This is a genomic window from Flavobacterium sp. GW821-FHT11G01 (genome assembly GCF_058808175.1).
Genome location: NZ_JBXARK010000002.1, coordinates 217,558 through 237,767, shown reverse-complemented (window position 1 = coordinate 237,767; position 20,210 = coordinate 217,558). Strand labels below are relative to the sequence as shown.

General features: G+C 34.1%; 23 protein-coding genes. All 23 read left to right on the top strand.

All coding sequences use genetic code 11. The features are described 5' to 3' along the window. The first annotated feature begins 60 nt into the window (after nt 1-60). The 23 genes from AC1RRN_RS04855 (at nt 61) to AC1RRN_RS04745 (ending at nt 20,210) form a co-directional block, all read left to right on the top strand. On the top strand, nt 61-1,479 hold the full coding sequence (locus AC1RRN_RS04855) for an MBL fold metallo-hydrolase (RefSeq protein ID WP_492966221.1): 1,419 nt from the start codon (nt 61-63) through the stop codon (nt 1,477-1,479). A gap of 195 nt (nt 1,480-1,674) precedes the next feature. Further along, complete coding sequence (locus AC1RRN_RS04850; protein WP_492966220.1) at nt 1,675-2,244, top strand: YeeE/YedE family protein; 570 nt, start codon at nt 1,675-1,677, stop codon at nt 2,242-2,244. Nucleotides 2,245-2,254: 10 nt separating this feature from the next. Further along, nucleotides 2,255-2,734 carry a DUF6691 family protein gene (locus AC1RRN_RS04845; RefSeq protein ID WP_492966219.1) on the top strand — a complete coding sequence of 160 codons (480 nt, stop codon included), beginning with the start codon at nt 2,255-2,257 and terminating at the stop codon, nt 2,732-2,734. Between the two features lie 23 nt (nt 2,735-2,757). Next, entirely contained in the window at nt 2,758-3,273 is a 516-nt protein-coding gene (locus tag AC1RRN_RS04840; RefSeq protein WP_492966218.1) for a GNAT family N-acetyltransferase, read from the top strand. Between the two features lie 653 nt (nt 3,274-3,926). Continuing rightward, a complete protein-coding gene (locus AC1RRN_RS04835) occupies nt 3,927-4,382 on the top strand; it encodes a MarR family winged helix-turn-helix transcriptional regulator (protein WP_492966217.1) in 456 nt (151 codons plus the stop codon). Between the two features lie 12 nt (nt 4,383-4,394). Next, entirely contained in the window at nt 4,395-5,027 is a 633-nt protein-coding gene (locus tag AC1RRN_RS04830) for an NAD(P)H-dependent oxidoreductase (RefSeq protein ID WP_492966216.1), read from the top strand. Nucleotides 5,028-5,058: 31 nt separating this feature from the next. Further along, on the top strand, nt 5,059-5,625 hold the full coding sequence (locus AC1RRN_RS04825) for a YceI family protein (RefSeq protein WP_492966215.1): 567 nt from the start codon (nt 5,059-5,061) through the stop codon (nt 5,623-5,625). A gap of 203 nt (nt 5,626-5,828) precedes the next feature. After that, on the top strand, nt 5,829-7,109 hold the full coding sequence (locus tag AC1RRN_RS04820) for a beta-helix domain-containing protein (RefSeq protein ID WP_492966214.1): 1,281 nt from the start codon (nt 5,829-5,831) through the stop codon (nt 7,107-7,109). A 296-nt stretch (nt 7,110-7,405) separates the two neighbouring features. Beyond that, the gene (locus tag AC1RRN_RS04815; RefSeq protein ID WP_492966213.1) at nt 7,406-8,806 is read left to right on the top strand and encodes an anthranilate synthase component I family protein; all 1,401 of its coding nucleotides are present in this window, start codon (nt 7,406-7,408) and stop codon (nt 8,804-8,806) included. A 135-nt stretch (nt 8,807-8,941) separates the two neighbouring features. Beyond that, nucleotides 8,942-9,382 (top strand): hypothetical protein, encoded by a 441-nt coding sequence (locus AC1RRN_RS04810; protein ID WP_492966212.1) that lies wholly within the window; start codon nt 8,942-8,944, stop codon nt 9,380-9,382. Between the two features lie 85 nt (nt 9,383-9,467). Beyond that, the gene (locus tag AC1RRN_RS04805; protein WP_056195974.1) at nt 9,468-10,034 is read left to right on the top strand and encodes an anthranilate synthase component II; all 567 of its coding nucleotides are present in this window, start codon (nt 9,468-9,470) and stop codon (nt 10,032-10,034) included. Between the two features lie 94 nt (nt 10,035-10,128). Further along, nucleotides 10,129-10,536, top strand: coding sequence for a GNAT family N-acetyltransferase (locus tag AC1RRN_RS04800; protein ID WP_492966211.1), 408 nt, complete (start codon nt 10,129-10,131; stop codon nt 10,534-10,536). Between the two features lie 139 nt (nt 10,537-10,675). Continuing rightward, on the top strand, nt 10,676-11,668 hold the full coding sequence (gene trpD / locus AC1RRN_RS04795; protein WP_492966210.1) for an anthranilate phosphoribosyltransferase: 993 nt from the start codon (nt 10,676-10,678) through the stop codon (nt 11,666-11,668). Nucleotides 11,669-11,742: 74 nt separating this feature from the next. Beyond that, nucleotides 11,743-12,522 (top strand): indole-3-glycerol phosphate synthase TrpC, encoded by a 780-nt coding sequence (gene trpC / locus AC1RRN_RS04790; protein WP_492966209.1) that lies wholly within the window; start codon nt 11,743-11,745, stop codon nt 12,520-12,522. 159 nt (nt 12,523-12,681) lie between these two features. Then, the gene (locus tag AC1RRN_RS04785; protein ID WP_492966208.1) at nt 12,682-13,314 is read left to right on the top strand and encodes a phosphoribosylanthranilate isomerase; all 633 of its coding nucleotides are present in this window, start codon (nt 12,682-12,684) and stop codon (nt 13,312-13,314) included. A 12-nt stretch (nt 13,315-13,326) separates the two neighbouring features. After that, nucleotides 13,327-14,508 carry a tryptophan synthase subunit beta gene (gene trpB / locus AC1RRN_RS04780; protein ID WP_056195987.1) on the top strand — a complete coding sequence of 394 codons (1,182 nt, stop codon included), beginning with the start codon at nt 13,327-13,329 and terminating at the stop codon, nt 14,506-14,508. A 54-nt stretch (nt 14,509-14,562) separates the two neighbouring features. Then, on the top strand, nt 14,563-14,955 hold the full coding sequence (locus AC1RRN_RS04775) for a gamma-glutamylcyclotransferase family protein (RefSeq protein WP_492966207.1): 393 nt from the start codon (nt 14,563-14,565) through the stop codon (nt 14,953-14,955). A 10-nt stretch (nt 14,956-14,965) separates the two neighbouring features. Continuing rightward, the gene (locus AC1RRN_RS04770; RefSeq protein WP_492966206.1) at nt 14,966-15,703 is read left to right on the top strand and encodes a carbon-nitrogen hydrolase family protein; all 738 of its coding nucleotides are present in this window, start codon (nt 14,966-14,968) and stop codon (nt 15,701-15,703) included. 60 nt (nt 15,704-15,763) lie between these two features. Continuing rightward, nucleotides 15,764-16,525 (top strand): tryptophan synthase subunit alpha, encoded by a 762-nt coding sequence (gene trpA / locus AC1RRN_RS04765; RefSeq protein ID WP_492966205.1) that lies wholly within the window; start codon nt 15,764-15,766, stop codon nt 16,523-16,525. Between the two features lie 16 nt (nt 16,526-16,541). Then, entirely contained in the window at nt 16,542-16,883 is a 342-nt protein-coding gene (locus AC1RRN_RS04760) for a lipocalin family protein (protein ID WP_492966204.1), read from the top strand. Between the two features lie 293 nt (nt 16,884-17,176). Beyond that, nucleotides 17,177-17,806, top strand: a complete 630-nt coding sequence (locus AC1RRN_RS04755; RefSeq protein WP_492966203.1) for a TetR/AcrR family transcriptional regulator — start codon at nt 17,177-17,179, stop codon at nt 17,804-17,806. Further along, a complete protein-coding gene (locus AC1RRN_RS04750) occupies nt 17,796-19,118 on the top strand; it encodes a TolC family protein (protein ID WP_492966202.1) in 1,323 nt (440 codons plus the stop codon). Before AC1RRN_RS04755 ends, AC1RRN_RS04750 begins: the two co-directional genes overlap by 11 nt. A gap of 12 nt (nt 19,119-19,130) precedes the next feature. After that, nucleotides 19,131-20,210 (top strand): HlyD family secretion protein, encoded by a 1,080-nt coding sequence (locus tag AC1RRN_RS04745; RefSeq protein WP_492966201.1) that lies wholly within the window; start codon nt 19,131-19,133, stop codon nt 20,208-20,210.

The following is a 20,210-nucleotide window of genomic DNA, read 5'->3' as shown; positions in this document are numbered from 1 at the left end:
CACCTATTTTAATAGAAAACAAAGTTATCTTTGTGTTCCCATATTTTTAGAATTCATATCATGAAAATTGAACAAATTTACACCGGATGCCTCGCACAAGGTGCTTATTATATTACTTCAAACGGCGAAGCGGCGATTATTGATCCGCTTAGAGAAATTCAGCCTTACCTGGATCGTTTAGAACGTGACAATGTAAAATTGAAATATATTTTTGAAACGCATTTCCACGCTGATTTTGTTTCAGGTCATATTGATTTAAGTAAAGAAACCGGAGCGCCAATTGTTTACGGACCAAATGCGGCTTGTGAATTTGATTGCATTTCTGCAAAAGACGGACAAGAATTCAAAATCGGAAAAATTACTATAAAAGCGTTGCATACTCCTGGACATACGATGGAAAGCACGACTTATCTGTTAATTGATGAAAACGGAAAAGATCACGCAATTTTTTCTGGAGATACCTTATTTATCGGCGATGTTGGTCGTCCGGATTTAGCGCAAAAAGCAGCCGGAATGACTCAGGATCAATTGGCGGGAATTTTATTTCATTCTTTGAGAGATAAAATCATGACTTTGGCCGATGACGTCATTGTTTATCCTGCGCATGGTGCGGGAAGTGCCTGCGGAAAAAACATGAGTAAAGAAACCGTTTCAACTATCGGGAATCAGAAAGCAACCAATTATGCTTTGCGAGCCGATATGACGGAAGCCGAATTTATTACTGAAGTTACTGATGGATTATTACCTCCTCCAGCTTATTTCAGCATGAACGTTGCCATGAACAAAGGCGGTTACGAAAGCTTCGAATCGGTTTTAAATAACGGAATGAAAGCGATAAAAGCAGAAGATTTTGAGGCTGTTGCCGAAGAAACCGGCGCTCTAATTTTAGACACCAGAAAAAGTGGCGATTTTTATAAAGGATTTATTCCGCAATCTATTAATATAGGTATCAATGGCGATTTTGCGCCGTGGGTTGGAACTCTAATTGCCAATGTAAAACAACCTATTATATTAGTAACCGAAAATGGTTTAGAAGAAGAAACTGTAACACGTTTAAGCCGTGTAGGTTTTGATTCGATCATCGGACATTTGGAAGGCGGTTTTGAAGCCTGGGAAAAAGCGGGTTTTGAAGTTGATACCGTTAACCGAATTTCAGCAGAACAATTTGCTTCTGAATTTAAAATTGAGGAAGATAAAATAATCGACATTCGCAAAGAAACCGAATATGAAGCAGAACATATCGAAGACGCTTACAGCAAACCTTTGGCTTATATAAATGATTGGGTAAAAGATATTAATCCAAACGAACATTTTTATTTGCATTGCGCCGGAGGATATAGAAGTATGATTGCAGCTTCGATTTTACAAGCGCGCGGTTTCAGAAATTTTACCGAAATTGACGGTGGTTTTGGAGCCATTGCAAAAACAAATATTCCAAAATCAGATTTCGTTTGCCAAAGTAAGGTGTTGAAAGCATAATTTTTTACCATTAAGACATTAAGTTTTAATTACTATGTCTTAAAAGTATTGAACATAAATTTTAACCATTAAGACATTAAGCTTATTAAGCAAGTAATTCTTAATTTTCCTTTGTCAAGTTTATTAAGTTGCCAAATCTTAATTTCCTTAATATCTTAATGGTAAAAAACAAAAAATCTAATTTTTAAAATAAATATGAACCTACTAGAAATTTTAAAAGAACCTTGGCCTTGGTATGTTGCGGGTCCGTTGATTGGATTAACTGTTCCAATTTTGTTAATTATCGGAAATAAATCTTTCGGGATTAGTTCTTCACTTCGTCATATTTGTGCCGCTTGTATTCCGGCAAATATTTCCTTTTTTAAATACGACTGGAAAAAAGAAAGCTGGAATTTATTTTTCGTTTTCGGAATTTTTCTTGGTGGCGCTATAGCTGCTTATTTTCTGTCAAATCCAAATGCGGTTGAAATTACACCACAACTTTCAGAACAATTAGCGTCATACGGAATTACAGATCATTCTGGATTACTTCCAAAAGAACTTTTTTCATGGGAAAGTTTATTCACGCTTCGCGGATTTATTATGATTGTCGTTGGCGGATTTTTAGTTGGTTTCGGGACGCGTTACGCAGGCGGATGCACCAGCGGACATGCAATTATGGGATTATCAAACTTACAATGGCCTTCGTTAGTCGCTACAATCTGTTTTATGATTGGCGGTTTTGTAATGTCACTTTTGATTCTGCCTTATATTCTTTCACTTTAAAATTTCAAAAATGACTCATTTAGAAAATAAAAACACAGACAGCGAAGGAATCAATGCAAGCCATAAAAAAGAAAATGGACTCGCAAATCTTAAATATTTAATTATCGGAATCTTTTTCGGAATTGTATTTGTGAAGGCTGAAATTATCAGCTGGTTTCGCATTCAGGAAATGTTCCATTTGCAATCCTTCTTTATGTATGGTGTAATTGGGAGCGCAGTTGCTGTTGGACTTATATCTGTTCAACTGATAAAAAAATTCAACATCAAAACGCTTCAGGGCGAAAAAATCGAAATTCAACCAAAGGTTTTCAGCAAAGGACAAATTTATGGCGGATTACTATTTGGATTTGGATGGGCGATTACCGGAGCTTGTCCAGGACCTTTGTTCGCACAAATCGGAACCGGAGTTACTGTAATTGTGGTTACTCTATTAAGTGCGATTGCCGGAACCTGGTTTTATGGTTTAATCAAAGACAAACTACCTCACTAATACCTTATATAGTTAGATTAAAAATGAGCTTAACAGAATTACAATTAAGAAAAGCAACTCTTTCAGAAGTACCTCAAATTTGGGAGATCATACAAGATGCTATTGAACAAAGACGATTAGAAGGAAGCAAACAATGGCAGGATGGTTATCCTAACGAACTTTCAATTACAAACGATATCAATAATGGTTTTGGTTACGTGCTTACAGAAAACGAAACCATTTTATGCTACGCTGCCATTATTTTCGACATTGAACCTGCTTACGAAGAGATCGAAGGTAAATGGCTTACAAATGGCGATTATGTTGTGGTACATCGTGTAGCAGTTTCAAAATTGGCAAAAGGAAAAGGTATTGCTACAAAACTTTTTGAGAAAATAGAAGATTTGGCAATCCAGCAAAATGTCTACAGTATTAAAGTAGATACCAATTTTGACAATATTCCGATGCTAAAAATAGTAGACAAATTAAATTATACCTATTGCGGCGAAGTCTATTTTAGAGGCGGAGCCCGAAGAGCTTACGAGAAACAATTAAATTAAAAGAATTCAAAATTACGAATCAACCCGACAGGCTTTTAAAAACCTGTCGGGTTTCTTGTATCGTGCGCTTGCGTGAGGGATAGAAGCTGTCTACCGAAGTAGCGCGTATAGCCCGACAGCATCCCGATGAGAGGGCGCATACGCGCAAAGTAAATTTGCCCTCTCATCGGGATGATGGCACGCCCCTATTGATTTTAGATTTTCTAAATCCGACTGGTTTTAAAAACCTATCAGGTTTGTGTTTCAGGTTTCAACATAACTTGAAACCTGAAACTTGAAACACATATTAATTAGGGCGTGCCACTATTTAAGAAAAGGCCTAATGCAGTTTGCGCTCATTAGGCCTTTTCTTAAATAGTGTCGGGCTATCCAGTCCGCTGCGGCGGATTCCTCCTATCCCTCACGCGGCCAAAACTCTTAAGAACATATCATGTATTATGGTATTCAATTAGAACATTTCCGCAAATTCAGTATCAAACTATATCAAAACACTGTTTTAAATTAAAATTTTATAGTACTTTTACTTTAATTATATAGGACAAGTATAGTTATAAAATAGACGTTAATTGAATTAACGAAAAATTAACATAACATTTGTATATACAACTATTAAAAGTTATACATTTGTATATACAAATTATACACTTACGACTATGACAATTGAAGAGGTTATAAAAAGTACAGTTAAGATGGATAATGCGAAAAAAGTTATTCTGAATATCATGTACACGCAGAACGTAATTCAGGATCATTTCAGCGAGTTGATGAAACCGTATGATCTATCCGGAGAACAATATAATGTGCTACGTATATTAAGAGGACAAAAAGGAAATCCTGCTAATATGTGTGTCATACAGGAACGTATGTTGGCAAAAACCAGTAATACAACCCGATTAGTTGACAAACTGTTATTGAAAGATTATGTAACAAGAAATGTTTGTCCGGGCAATCGAAGAAAAATTGAAGTTTCGATTACCCAAAAGGGATTAGATGTTTTAAAAGAATTAGATCCTAAAGTAGATGAACACGAGCGTTTATTTGCTAAGAATATAAGCCAGGAAGAATTAGAATTATTAAATCAGTTATTAGAAAAATACCGAACCCAATAAAATTAAATACTTATGAGTACATTATTAGAAAATCTAAATTGGAGATATGCAACCAAAAAATTTGATGCAACTAAAAAAATCTCTGCTTCAGATCTAAATACTTTAAAAGAAGCTGTTAGACTAAGTGCTTCTTCATACGGATTACAACCTTACAAAGTTGTAATTGTAGAAAATCCTGAAATTAGAGAAAAACTGAAAGCAGCAGCTTACGGACAAACTCAAATTACAGACGCTTCGCAATTGTTTATTTTTGCGAATGATTTAAATCTTGGCGCGGTTTCTGTAGACAATTACATACAAAACATTAGCGAAACAAGAGGTGTTCCTGTTGAAGCTTTAGGCGGTTTCAGTGATATGATGAAAGGTACTATCGCAAACTTATCTGAAGAGGCTAAAAACATTTGGTCAGCAAAACAAACCTATATTGCTTTAGGAACTTTATTAAGTGCTGCTTCTGAATTAAAAATCGATGCAACTCCAATGGAAGGTTTCAATGCAGCTCAATTTAATGAAATCTTAGGTTTCGATAAATTAGGTTTAAATGCTTCAGTTATTGCAACTGTTGGTTACAGACATGGTGAGGACGACGCTCAACATTACAAAAAAGTTAGAAAATCTCACGAGGAATTATTTATCACTATATAATTATTATTAATCCAAAATCAATTTTAACAAAATGAAAAATTTAAAAACAATTGCAATAGCATTATTCGTAGCAGCGGCTAGTATTTCAGTAAATGCTCAAACTAAAAAAATCGACGTAAAAGCATCTACTATCAAATGGGTAGGTAAAAAAGTAACTGGAGAGCACTCTGGAACTGTAAACTTTAAAGACGGAGCTTTGGTTTTTAAAGGAAAAAAATTAACTGGTGGATCTTTCACTGTTGATATGACTTCTTTAACTTCTACAGATTTAACTGGAGAATACCAAGGAAAATTGAATGGTCACTTAAAAGCTGACGATTTCTTTGGAACTGACAAATTCCCAACTGCAAAATTAGTTTTCAAAACTATCGGAGCTAAAGCAACTGACGTTTATACTGTAACTGCTGATTTAACTATCAAAGGAATCACTAAACCAGTAACTTTTGACATTACTGTAGCTGGAAACACTGCTACAACTGCTTTCAAAGTTGACAGAACTAAATACGGTATCAAATACAACTCTGGTAACTTCTTCGAAAACTTAGGAGACAAAACTATCAATGACGATTTCGAATTGACAGTAGCTTTAAAATTCTAATATTTTAGAACTTTAAATCTTAATATTATAAGGAAAACCTCAATAGCTCAAAACTATTGAGGTTTTTTTTACATTATTTCTAAAAAGATAACATTCTTAATATTGAGATAACACTTTCGTAATAACAGGCAGGACTTTGATTAACATTCGGCTTCTAATTTTGGGGAACTAAAAAAAAAGAAACTAGAATCTAAATCATAGTTATGAAAACAAAAACACAAATTGCAATTCTAACGCTGCTGAGCAGCTTTTTTATACAAGCACAACAACAACCAAAAGGAATTATTGGCAACAGTAACTGGATGAACAACTGGACCAATTTTAAACCGGCCAATGTCGAATATAGTGAAGCTACCAACATTATTGCCGGAACTATTGATAAAGACACCCCACTAACAAAACGTAACACTTACCAACTTGTTGGTGTTGTTTATGTGACAAATAATGCTACTTTAACCATTGAACCCGGAACTGTAATTCGTGGCGACGATAAAACTTGTGGAACACTGGTTATTACAAACGGAGCTAAGATTATGGCAGAAGGCCTGGAAACTGATCCGATTGTTTTTACTTCAAACAAGGAAACAGTAGAAAGAAAACCCGGAGATTGGGGCGGAATTATTATTTTAGGAAAAGCACCGATAAATACGCTTGGTGGTCTACACACGCTGCCTTTTGATTTAGAACCTATGTTAAATCATTATGGAGGTCAGGATCCTGAAGACAATTCTGGAATTTTAAAATACGTTAGAGTTGAATACGCCGGTAGAAAGCTAAGCTCATTAAAGGAACTTAACGGAATTTCATTAGCCGGAGTTGGAAGAAAAACTATTTTAAGCAATATCCAGGTTAGCTATTCAAATGATGATTCTTTTGAAAGTTATGGTGGTGATTTAGTTATGAATAACTTAATTTCATATAGAACTACTGATGATGATTTTGATTTTACACAAGGCGTACAATGCAGCATAAGCAATAGTATTGCTATTCGTCACCCATTTTCATCTGATGTTTCGGGATCAAGATGTTTTGAGGTCGACTCTTATGATAAAATAGGAAATACGGATATGTCTAAAAAATTGACTAAAATTGATGCAACAAATATCACTTTGGTAAATCTGGAAGAAAACAATCAGGGATTGGTTAGAGAATCTGTTTATGTTAGAGAAGACACTTATTTTAGTTTATCTAATAGTATTATTTCAGGCTTCACTCCTTTTGCTTTATTAGAAGGAAATATTGGGGACGGCGAAGTTAATTTATCTAAAATAACATTCAAAAATCTTGTGATTAACAATTGTAATGGTGGAATTACAAGTGAATCCGGAAGTGGAAATCCATCAATTCAAAAATTTTACGGAAATCCAATATTCTCCTTAGATTATACCACACTTAAAAACAGTGAACTGTTCACATTGCCTAATATCAAAGGGAATCCGGACTTCAGAATGAATGTAAACAACACGCTTGCTATTGGAAATTAAGGTTTTAAAAACGATAGTTTCTTTTAAAATTTAACAAAATTTCAAATTAAGAAAAGATTTTTTTTAATTTTTATGTCTTCAGTTCCAAATTACATTTATATCTTTGTCATATCAAAATAAGAAAATGAAAACATTAATGAACAATACTTGGTGGTGGAACAATTTACGTCAAACGTCGTGAACTAAGCTTCCTATGGTATTTTCAAAACTATAAATATAAAAGGCTTGTCATCACGACAAGCCTTTTTTTTTGGCCGAAACTTTAGAAGATATATTAAAACTAAAAACAACATACATTGAAACCTTTTATACTCAACACACACTACAAACAAATTCTGGCAGATACCATCACGCCGGTAAGTATTTATTTTAAAATCAGAGATAAATTCCCAAATAGCCTATTATTAGAAAGTAGTGATTATCACGGAAATGACAACAGTTTCTCATACATCTGCTGCAACCCGATTGCTACGATCAAAATCGAAAACGAAATCATATCAAAAACTTTCCCTGACGGAACTACGGAGCAAATTTCTATTGAAGCTTCAACCAATATTCCGGAAGTAATTCAGGAATTTTCGAGCCAGTTTAAATCGGAGAAAAATGATTTTAAATTTATCAATAATGGTTTATTTGGATACATTTCTTACGATGCTGTTCGCTATTTTGAAAAAGTTTCAATTGCTAAAAAAGACAGTGCAACTTTAATTCCGGATGTTTTTTATGCCGTTTATCAAAACATTATTGCAATCAATCACTTTAAAAATGAAGCTTATATTTTTTGCCACAGTGTTGATGGAAGAAATAATATTTCAGAAATTGAACAATTACTACAATCAAGAAATATAGCATCATACAAATTCTCTAAAGAAGGCGAAGGTTTCTCTAACCTGACCGATGAAGAATTCAAACATAATGTAGCTTTGGCTAAAAAACATTGTTTCCGTGGTGATGTATTTCAATTGGTATTATCCCGTCGTTTTACACAAGGTTTCAAAGGAGATGAATTCAATGTTTACAGAGCTTTACGCAGTATAAATCCATCGCCGTATTTATTCTTTTTTGATTATGGCGATTTCAAAATATTTGGGTCTTCGCCCGAAGCACAAATTATCGTAAAAAACAGAAAAGCAGAAATTCACCCAATTGCAGGAACTTTTAAAAGAACCGGAAATGACGAGCACGATGCTGTTTTAGCCAAACAACTTTCTGAAGATAAAAAAGAAAATAGCGAACACGTAATGTTGGTTGATCTTGCAAGAAACGATTTAAGTAGAAATGGACATGATGTAAATGTGGAGAAATACAGAGAAGTTCAGTTTTTCTCGCACGTAATTCACTTAGTTTCAAAAGTTACGGGACATTTACATGAAAAAGCGACAACTATGCAAGTAGTTGCAGATACTTTCCCAGCAGGAACTTTAAGCGGTGCACCAAAACACAGAGCCATGCAATTAATAGAAGATTACGAAAAAACAAATCGTAATTTCTACGGTGGTGCCATTGGCTTCATGGATTTTGAAGGCAATTTTAATCATGCCATTATGATTCGAACTTTCTTAAGCAAAAATCATCAATTGCATTGTCAGGCCGGCGCCGGAATTGTTGCGAGTTCAGATGAAGAAAGCGAAATGCAGGAAGTGTATAATAAATTAAGAGCATTGAATACAGCGCTTGAAATGGCGGAGAAAATCTAGTGTTCAGTGTTCAGTCCTGAAACTCGGGATAGTGTTCAGTGACATAATAATAAGCAATATGTCTCCCTAGGTTAAAACCTTGGGAGACAAAGATTGGCAAAACAATTAACCACAAACCATTAACCACAAACAATTATGAAAAAAGCAGTATCAATTTTAGTTTTAATCATTAGTATAACCGCTTGTAATTCGGAAAAAAAAGAGAATCCAATTAAAGGAACCTGGCGACTCATATCGGCAGAGACAACAGAAAAAGATTCGACTTTCTCGACTTTCAATCCAAAAACAAAAATGATTAAAATTATAAATGATACCCATTTTGCTTTTTTTAATCATGATTTGAATAACGGAAAAGATTCAACAAATGCAGTATTCTTTGGCGGAGGCGGAAAATATACTTTAAAAGATAGTGTTTACACCGAAAACCTGGAATATTTCAATAACCGTCAATGGGAAAATGGCAAATTTGAGTTCGTAGTAAAAGTCAAAAATGATACACTAACTCAAAAAGGAATTGAAAAAGTAGAAAAATTAGGCATTAATCGAATCATTACAGAAAAATACGTTCGAGAGTAAAAAAAATAGTTTCAAGTTTTCTTTGTTTCAAGTTTCAAGTTGTTGGAACGTGAAACTTGAAACCTGAAACAAAAAAACAAACACAATGAAAAAAATACTTGTTATAGACAATTACGATAGTTTCACTTACAATTTAGTGCACTATTTAGAAGATTTAAACTGCGAAGTTACCGTTTACAGAAACGACGAATTTGATATCGACGAGATTGCAACTTTCGACAAAATATTACTTTCTCCGGGACCTGGAATTCCGGATGAAGCAGGTTTATTAAAAGAAGTAATTCAGAAATACGGACCAACAAAAAGTATTTTAGGTGTTTGTTTAGGACAGCAAGCCATCGGAGAAGTTTTTGGAGGAACGCTTTCAAACCTTGATAAAGTGTATCACGGCGTTGCAACAAATGTAAAAACAGTGGTTTCTGATGAAATTTTATTTGAAGGTTTAGGAAATGAATTCGAAGTAGGAAGATACCATTCCTGGGTTGTCGATGCTAATTTACCTGATGTTTTAGAGGCTACTTCAATAGACGAAAACGGACAAATTATGTCATTAAGACACAAAACTTTTGATGTAAGAGGCGTTCAGTTTCACCCTGAAAGTGTATTGACACCAAAAGGGAAATTGATATTGGAGAATTGGATAAAGAGTTAGTGAGCAGTGTTCAGTCCCGAAACTTCGGGATAGTATTCAGTCACAGTTTAAAAACTCAGAACCTTAGAATCTTAGCAACTTAGTACCTTAAAAAATGGAAATAACTATCTCAGAAACCCGCGAAATCAACCTCGAAGAAATTTTGATTTTATACAAAGCAAATGAATGGAGTTCGGCAAATAAACCAAACGAATTATATAATGGTTTATTAAATTCTGAAACTTTAATTACGGCTTGGGAAGAAAAAAAACTAGTCGGACTTGGTAATGCAATTTCTGATGGATTTTTAACTGTTTATTATCCGCATTTGTTGGTGCTTCCGGAATATCAGGGAAAAGGAATTGGAAAAATGATTGTGGATAAAATGCAGGAGAAATACAGTCACTTTCACATGCAGATGTTAACCGCTGACGGAAAATCGGTTGATTTTTATAAAAAGAACGGATTCGAAAGAGCAGGAAAAACAGAACCCATGTGGATTTATCAGGGAGATGAACATTAAACATTTTAGTCGTAAAGTCTAATGTCGAAAGTCATAAAGTCAAATACGCTAAAAAAACGCAACCAAAAAATAACATTAAATAAAATAGTAGAGTCTCGGACTTTAAGACCTTCGACTTTAGACTTTAAGACTTAAAAAAATGAAAACTATATTAAATAAATTAATCAACCACGAAGTGCTTTCAAAAGAAGAAGCCAAAGACGTATTGATTAATATTTCAAGCGGAAACTATAATCCAAGTCAGATTTCGGCATTTTTGACCGTATTTATGATGCGTAGCATTACTATTGATGAGCTTTCGGGTTTTCGTGAAGCTTTATTGGAATTATGTATTCGCGTTGACTTATCAGCTTACAACACCATCGATTTATGCGGAACGGGTGGTGACGGAAAAGACACTTTCAATATCTCAACTTTGGCATCCTTTATTTCTGCCGGAGCGGGAATAAAAGTAGCCAAACACGGAAATTATGGTGTTTCATCCATTTCTGGTTCAAGCAACGTGATGGAAAAAATGGGAATCAAATTTAGTAACGATCCTTCATTTTTAGAGAAGTGTATCGACCAAGCTGGAATTTGTGTTTTGCACGCTCCCCTATTTCACCCAGCGATGAAAAATGTTGGACCAATCCGTAAAGAATTAGCGGTAAAAACCTTTTTTAATATGTTGGGACCAATGGTAAATCCGTCGTTCCCACAGAATCAATTGGTTGGTGTTTTCAATTTAGAATTGGCCAGAATGTATGCATATTTATATCAAAATACGGATATCAATTTCACCATTTTACATTCGCTTGACGGATATGATGAAATCTCTTTAACAGGTCCAACCAAAACGATAACATCACATATGGAAGGAATGTTGAAACCTGAGGATTTTGGTGTTAGACTTTTATCACAAACCGAAATTGAAGGCGGAAAAACGATCGAAGAATCAGCAGAAATGTTTACAAATATCATTTCTGGAAAAGGAACTGAAGCCCAAAATAATGTAGTATTGGCAAACGCCGCAATGGCAATTGCAACGGTTACAAAATGTTCTCCACTGGAAGGATTTGAACTAGCTAAAGAAAGTCTTTTTTCAGCAAAAGGACTTCAAGCTTTAAAAACATTACAAGAATTAAGTAAATAAAAAAACAAACACAAATTTCACGAATTTGCACTAATAAATTTGCGCCTTTGTGTCTTTGTGGCAAAACAACAATCATGAATATTTTAGATAAAATAATCTTCGATAAACAACGCGAAGTCGTTCTTAAAAAATCAATCATTCCAGTTTCGCAATTGGAAAGTTCAGTATTTTTTGAAAGAGAAACGATTTCTTTAAGTCAAAAATTGAGAACAAGTTCAACAGGAATTATTGCAGAACACAAACGTCGTTCACCTTCAAAATCAGTTATCAATCATAATTTCTCGGTTGAAGAAGTTGTAAAAGGCTATGAAAATGCAGGCGCTTGTGGAATTTCGGTTTTAACCGACGGAAAATATTTCGGAGGTTCTTTAGACGATTTACTTTTGGCAAGAGCGAGTGTAAATATTCCGCTTTTGCGAAAAGAATTTATTGTTGATGAATACCAGATTTTAGAAGCAAAAGCACATGGAGCCGATTTAATTTTATTGATTGCAGCGGTTTTAACCCGCGAAGAAATCAAATCATTATCTGAATTTGCGAAGAAATTAGGTTTAGAGGTTCTTTTAGAAGTTCACAATCAAGAAGAATTAGAAAAATCGATTATGCCAAGTTTAGACATGATTGGCGTGAACAACAGAAATCTAAAAACATTCGAAGTAAGTTTAGATTTCAGCAAACAACTGGCATCGCAAATCCCGAATGATTTTGTAAAAGTTTCTGAAAGCGGTATTTCATCAATAGAAGCCATTTCAGAATTAAGACCATACGGTTACAACGGATTCTTAATTGGAGAAAACTTCATGAAAACTGATAACGCCGGTCAAGCAGCTATTGACTTTATTAGTCAGCTGTAAGCCGTAAGCTATAGGCTATAAGCTTTTAGCAAAAACCGAATAAAAAAATCAGCGCAAAGTAAAAAAGCCTAAAGCTTATTGCTTAAAGCACAAAAAAAGAATCAGCACAAAGCAAAAAGCCTAAAGCCTATTGCCTAAAGCTTAAAGCAATAAAAACAAATGAAACTCAAAATATGCGGCATGAAATATCCTGAAAACATACTCGAAGTAGGAGCGCTCCTACCCGATTATATGGGATTTATTTTCTGGGAAAAATCCGCAAGATACTTTAACGGAGAAATTCCGGAACTGATAGAAACGGTTAAAAAAGTAGGCGTTTTTGTAGATCAGCCTCAGGAAGAAATTCTGGAGAAAGTGGCAAAATATAATTTACAAGCCGTTCAATTACACGGAAATGAAACTGTTGAATTTGTATCAGAATTAAAAAAACAATTACCAAAGAAAATTCAAATCATAAAAGCATTTTCGGCTGATGAAAATTTCGATTTTGAAACTATAAAGCCTTTTGAAACGGTTTCTGATTTTTTCCTTTTTGATACCAAAGGAAAACTGCCAGGCGGTAACGGAACCATATTTGACTGGACCATATTAAAAAAATACAAATCTGAGAAACCTTTCTTTTTAAGCGGTGGAATCGGAATAAACGAATTAAAAGCGATCGAAGAAATTTCAAAAAGCAATTTACCTATTTATGCTATCGATGTAAATAGTAAATTTGAAATCGAACCGGGGCTAAAAAACAAAAATCTATTTAGCAATTTCAAACGAAAATTTGATGTTGCCAACTTTTAAACTATAAACGAAATGAACTTTAACGTTAACGAAAAAGGATATTACGGAGAATTTGGAGGAGCTTACATTCCAGAAATGCTATATCCGAATGTAGAAGAATTACGTCAGAATTATTTAAAAATCACTAGCGAACCCGATTTTAAAGCTGAGTTCGATCAGTTATTAAAAGATTACGTTGGACGCCCTAGTCCACTTTATTTTGCCAAGCGTTTATCTGAAAAATACAATACAAAAGTTTATCTAAAAAGAGAAGACTTAAATCATACCGGTGCACATAAAGTCAACAATACAATTGGACAAATATTAGTTGCCAAACGTTTAGGCAAAAAAAGAATTATTGCTGAAACAGGTGCTGGCCAACATGGCGTGGCGACTGCAACAGTTTGTGCTTTAATGGGCTTGGAATGTATCGTCTATATGGGCGAAATTGACATCGCACGTCAGGCGCCAAACGTGGCCCGTATGAAAATGTTGGGTGCAGAAGTTCGTCCGGCACTTTCGGGTTCAAGAACGTTGAAAGATGCTACAAACGAAGCAATTCGTGACTGGATCAACAATCCGGTTGACACACATTATATTATTGGTTCAGCCATTGGTCCACATCCTTATCCGGATATGGTTACACGTTTTCAAAGTGTAATTTCCGAAGAAATTAAATGGCAGTTAAAAGAAAAAGAAGGGCGTGAAAATCCTGATTATGTTGTAGCTTGCATTGGCGGAGGAAGTAACGCAGCTGGAACGTATTACCACTTTCTGCACGAGCCGGAAGTTGGAATTATAGCCGTCGAAGCGGCCGGAAAAGGTGTTGACAGCGGTCATAGTGCGGCGACAAGTAAATTAGGAAAAGTAGGCGTTATCCATGGTTGTAAAACCCTTTTAATGCAAACTCCAGACGGTCAGATTACAGAACCCTATTCAATTTCTGCGGGTTTGGATTATCCTGGAGTTGGCCCAATGCACGCGCATTTGGCGCAAACCGGACGTGGCGAATTTTTCTCAGTTACGGATGACGATGCAATGAACGCAGGTTTGCAATTAACTAAATTAGAAGGAATTATTCCGGCGATCGAAAGCGCGCATGCCTTTGCGGTTTTAGATCAAAAGAAATTTAAACCAACAGATATTGTCGTAATCAGTCTTTCTGGTCGCGGTGATAAAGATTTAGACAATTATATTGATTATTTTAAATTATAACAGAATAATAATTAGGGCGTTCCCTTCGGCCGGGCTATCCGCTATATCTTTTTTATGGCAGAAAAAGCCATAAAAAAGGATACCGCTCCTATCCCTAACGCAAAAACTAATAACGAGAAAATGATAATTATGGAAAAGTTATTCTCTTACGGAACATTACGATCAAAGCAAATTCAGATGCAGCTTTTTAATAAAGTTTTGACTGGAACTAAAGATCAACTTTTGAATCATAAACTAAAAAGTCTTCAGATAGAAGAAGAATTTGGAATGGCTGATTATGTTGTAGCAGTACCAACAGAAGACCCTACAGATCCAATACATGGTATTGTTTACAATATTTCTCCTTCGGATTTAGCAAAAGTAGATATATTCGAGTCTAATGCTTATAAAAGAGTTGAAGTCACATTAAAGTCAGGAATCGTTGCCTGGATTTATATAGAGAGTTAAAAAAACAGAAATGATTTTAGCAGCAGCACAAACAAAACCAACCCGAGGAGATATCGAAGCTAATTTAGCAGATCATTATCGCCTAATTGAATTGGCGGTGCAAAATGGAGCACAATTAATCGCATTTCCAGAAATGTCTCTAACAGGTTATGAAAGAGAAATGGCTCAAAAATTAGTTTTCAAAAGAGACGATTCGCGATTGGATCATTTGAAACAATTGGCTTCTGAAAATAATATTATCATTATTGCGGGTGCTCCCATTCAAATTGAAGATAAAATGTTCATTGGAGAGTTTGTTATTGCTTCGGATAATTCGGTTTCCATTTATACGAAACAGTTTTTGCATGAAGGTGAAGACGAATTTTTTCAACCTTCTTTCGATTATAATCCGATGATTACAATTGAAAATCAAAAGATTTCATTTGCTATTTGTGCCGATATTGATAATCCGCTTCATCCGGAAAATGCGCGTAAAAGAGCAACTGATATTTATATTGCCAGTATTTTCTTTTCGCCAAATGGAATTCCGAATGCGTATCGCGATTTACAAAGTTATGCTCAGAAACATCAAATGAATGTTTTAATGTCTAATTTTAGTGGAGAATCCTGGGGTTCTCCTTCTGCAGGTCAAAGCGCATTTTGGAATAATAAAGGAGAATTGGTTGAACAAATGAATGATTCAGATTCCGGATTATTAATGGTCGAAAATAAAAATGATAATTGGACGAGTCGAGTTATCATTAATTAAATAGAACTTAAATATACCTACAAGGTTTTGGAAACCTTGCAGGAGAAAAACATAAAAGAAATGAACAGAATAACTCAAAAATTACAAGAGGACAAAAAGATACTTTCTATCTATTTTTCAGCAGGATATCCTAATTTAAATGACACCGTTCAGATTATTCAGGATTTAGAAAAAAACGGAGTTGATTTAATTGAAATTGGTTTGCCTTTCAGTGATCCTTTGGCAGATGGACCAACAATTCAGGCGAGTTCAACGACAGCTCTTCATAACGGAATGACCACTCAAATTCTTTTTGATCAGCTGAAGAACATCCGCGAAAGCGTAAAAATTCCGTTGATTATTATGGGCTATTTTAACCCAATGTTGCAATATGGTGTTGAAGCATTCTGTAAAAAATGTGCGGAAATTGGAATTGATGGTTTAATTATTCCTGATTTACCGGTTGATGTTTATGCAGACGAATACAAAGCCATTTTTGAAAAATATGGATTAATAAATGTCTTTTTGATTACACCACAAACTTCAGACGAACGTATTCGTTTTATTGACAGTGTTTCAAATGGATTTATTTATATGGTAAGTTCTGCAAGTGTTACGGGTTCTCAATCTGGCTTTGGAAATACTCAGGAAACGTATTTCGAAAGAATTGGAAACATGAATTTGAAAAATCCTCAAATTGTTGGTTTCGGAATTTCGAATAAAGAAACTTTTAATCAGGCTACAAAATTTGCAAAAGGCGCTATTATTGGAAGTGCTTTTATTAAACATTTGAGCGAAAGTGGTTCTGGGAAAATTGAGGAATTTGTTGGAGAGATTCGTTAATTAAATTCAAATAAAAGTGGTAAAATATTTAATCGCCGCGGTTTTATTTATCTCAATAAGTTCATGTCAAGAAATTCAAACTGATAAATTAATTGGAAGTTGGAAAATGAAAGATCTAGATAAAAACATCGAAGATAGAACAACTTTTACTAAAGATAATTTATTGATTCGTGAATTTATATCTCATGCCAAAACTATAGAAAAGGACGTTTTTAGCTATAGCTTAAAAAATAACATTATAACTATAAAATTTAAAAATCAATATTCTGATTTCAAGATTTTAAAATTAAACAACTCCGAAATGGAACTATTAAATATTAAAGAAAAGAGAATCTTTAAATATATTAGAAAGTTATAAGTTATTATTTCTATTGAAAGAAGAGATAAAAAAGGGAATTCGACAAAGCTTGATGACCATCGTTGCGGAGTCTCTAGTGTGATTTCTACTTTCAATCGAATGGCAAACTTAAACACACTGCATTATGCTGGATTAATATCATAAGATATTAATCCAGCTTTTTTATTTCTTTTTTATCAAAAATTAACAAAAAACAACTACACCGTTTTATGTTAATATTTTGTTAAACAAAAATTAAACAAGCGTTTAATTTAAACACTTGTTTAATTTTGTATCCGATTAGAAACACTACCATGTCAAACATCGAATTAAACGATAAAAAAATTCAGATCCTGGAAGTTGCTGAAAAGCTGTTTTCTGAAAAAGGATTTGAGGGAACATCGATACGGGATATCTCAAAACATGCAAAAATTAATATTGCAATGGTCTCGTATTATTTTGGTTCAAAAGAAAGACTACTGGAAGCCTTAATTCTTTACAAAACTTCTGATTTAAAATTACAACTCGAAAATTTATTACAGGAAAATCTCGAACCGATTGAAAAAGTCAATAAATTAATCGAAATTTACATTAACAGAATTAGTTGTAACAAAGGGATTTTTAGGGTTTTACATTTTGAAATCAATTCAGAGAAGAGAGAAAAAAGCATGATTGCCTTTACCGAATTAAAAAAAGGAAATCTAAAAGCTGTAGAAAGTATTATAGCACAAGGCCAATCAAAAGGCGTATTCAGAAAAGATGTTATCATTCCGCTTCTTACACCAACCATAATCGGTACCTTTTTTCACTTCCACATGAATAAATCATTTTTTGTGGAATTACTGAATTTAAATACAGAAGAAATGTATAATAATTACATTAAAACCAGTCTTACAAAGCACATTCAACAAACTATAAAAGCGCTACTTGTTTATGAAAATTAATCCATTATTGCTCTTTGGTATTTTCTTCATCGGAATCTCATCAATAGAAGCACAAGAAAAAACAAGTTTAACCTTAGACGAAGCCGTTAAACTGGCTTGGGAAAAAAGTAACGAAGTTACGCTTGCCAATACTAAGGTAAACTCAAAAAAGTACGAGTTACAAGAAGTTAAAAACAATCAATATCCAGATATTAAAATTTCCGGACAATATCAACGCTTAACAAAAGCTTCGATTGACATGCATAATGATGAAGCAAGTGCTGAGCCAATGCCATCTCCGGATCAGGCGTTGTTAGGAATGGCAACGCTAAATTTGCCAATATTTTCTGGATTTAAAATTCAGAACAGCATCAAAGCATATGATAATTTATATGAAGCCGAAAGTGCTTATGCTGCCAAAACAAAAGAAGATGTTGCTTTGCGTGTGATAACTTATTATACTGCCTTATACAAAGCTCAAAAAACGTTGGATCTTTTAAACGAAAATCAAAAACAAGCGAAACAGCGTGTTACTGATTTTACCGAATTAGAGAAAAACGGAATCATTCCAAGAAATGATTTATTGAAATCACAATTGTTGGTTTCAAAAACGCAATTATCAATCGATGAAGCCAATAACAACATCAACAATATTAACTTCTATCTGACTACTTTACTTAAGTTAGATCCAAGTGTAAAGTTGACTGTTAACGAAGGAGATTTCTTTAGCCTGAAAACAAGTAACGCGCCTTCATCTGATGTAGTAGCGCTTGAAAACAGAAAAGATTTAGAGGCTGTTCGTTTGCAACAAAAAGCGAGCGAGGCTAATATCAAAATTGCAAAAGCAGGTTATTATCCTTCACTTGCCTTATTAGGAGGATATACAGCATTGGATCTTAAAGATTTTATTACTGTAAAATATGCAATGAATTTTGGGCTTGGTTTATCCTACGATATTTCAGGACTATATAAAAACAGTGCACATGTAAAAGTTGCTGAAAGCCAGGCTTTAGAAGCAAAAAGTTCAGAAGCAATTTTAACAGATCGTATTAAAAATGAAGTTCAGAAATCTATTGAAGATTACGATTTAGCCATTAACCAAAGTGTGGTTTATGACGAAGCACTTCAACAAGCATCTGAAAACTATAGACTTGTAAAAGATAAATTTGATAATGGATTGTCAGACACCAATGATTTGGTTGAAGCTGATGTTGAACATTTAAATGCCAAAATTAATACTGCATTGTCTAAAGCAACCATTATTCAAAAATATTACGAATTACTTTCAGTATCAGGCCAATTATCTCAATCATTCAATCTTTCTAAAATATAATCGATAGCTCTCATGGAAAAGAAAAAAACAAATACTAAATTCATCATTATACTAACCGTTTTAGTTTTATTGGGGGGAACTTACGGAATATCAAAATACTTACACGGACAAGCTCACGAAGAAACAGATGATGCTCAGATTGAGAAAAAAATGAATCCAATTATTCCGAGAGTATCTGGTTACATTAGTAAAGTGTATGTAAAAGATAATGACTTTGTAAAAAAAGGAGATACTTTATTTACTATCGATAAAAGAGATTATCAATTGAAGATTGATGAAGCAAATGCTGCTTTATTAGGTGCAGAAGGTCAGTACGAAGCTGCAAAAGCAGATATTGGAAGTGCTAATGCAAGCATTTCAGTTTCTGATGCTCAAATGAGATCTGCAAGCGGTTCTATCGAAAGCGCTAAAATCAGATTACGTCAAATTACAAACGATTACAACCGTTACAATAATTTGTATAAAACGCATACCATTACAAAACAACAATACGAGCAAGCTTTGACTGCAAAAGATGAAGCTGAAAATCAAGTACGTGTTTTAGAACAACAACAAAGAGCTAGTTCTTACCAAAAATCGGTAATTGAATCTAAGTCTAAAGCTTCTGACAAACAAACAGAAGTTGCTGCAGCAAACATTAAAAGAGCTAAAACAATGTTGGATGTTGCTCACTTAAATCTTACTTACACAGTTGTAACAGCTGCAATTGATGGTCAGGTTTCTAAAGTTGATATTCAGCCAGGACAATTGGTTCAGCCAGGACAATCTTTATTTTATATTATCAATAATACTGAGGCTTGGGTTGTAGCTAACTTTAAAGAAACACAATTAAACAAAATGATTGTCGGACAAAAAGTAAGCTTAAAAGTTGATGCTTATCCTAACTATGAGTTTAAAGGAATTGTAACTTCATTCTCTCCTGCTACAGGATCTCGTTTTTCATTATTACCTCCTGACAACGCAACAGGAAACTTCGTAAAAACAATTCAGAGATTACCGGTAAAAATTAGTTTAGACCCATCAAATGATCCTGAGAAAGTAAAATTATTACGTCCGGGAATGAATGTTGACGTAGACGTACATTTAAAATAA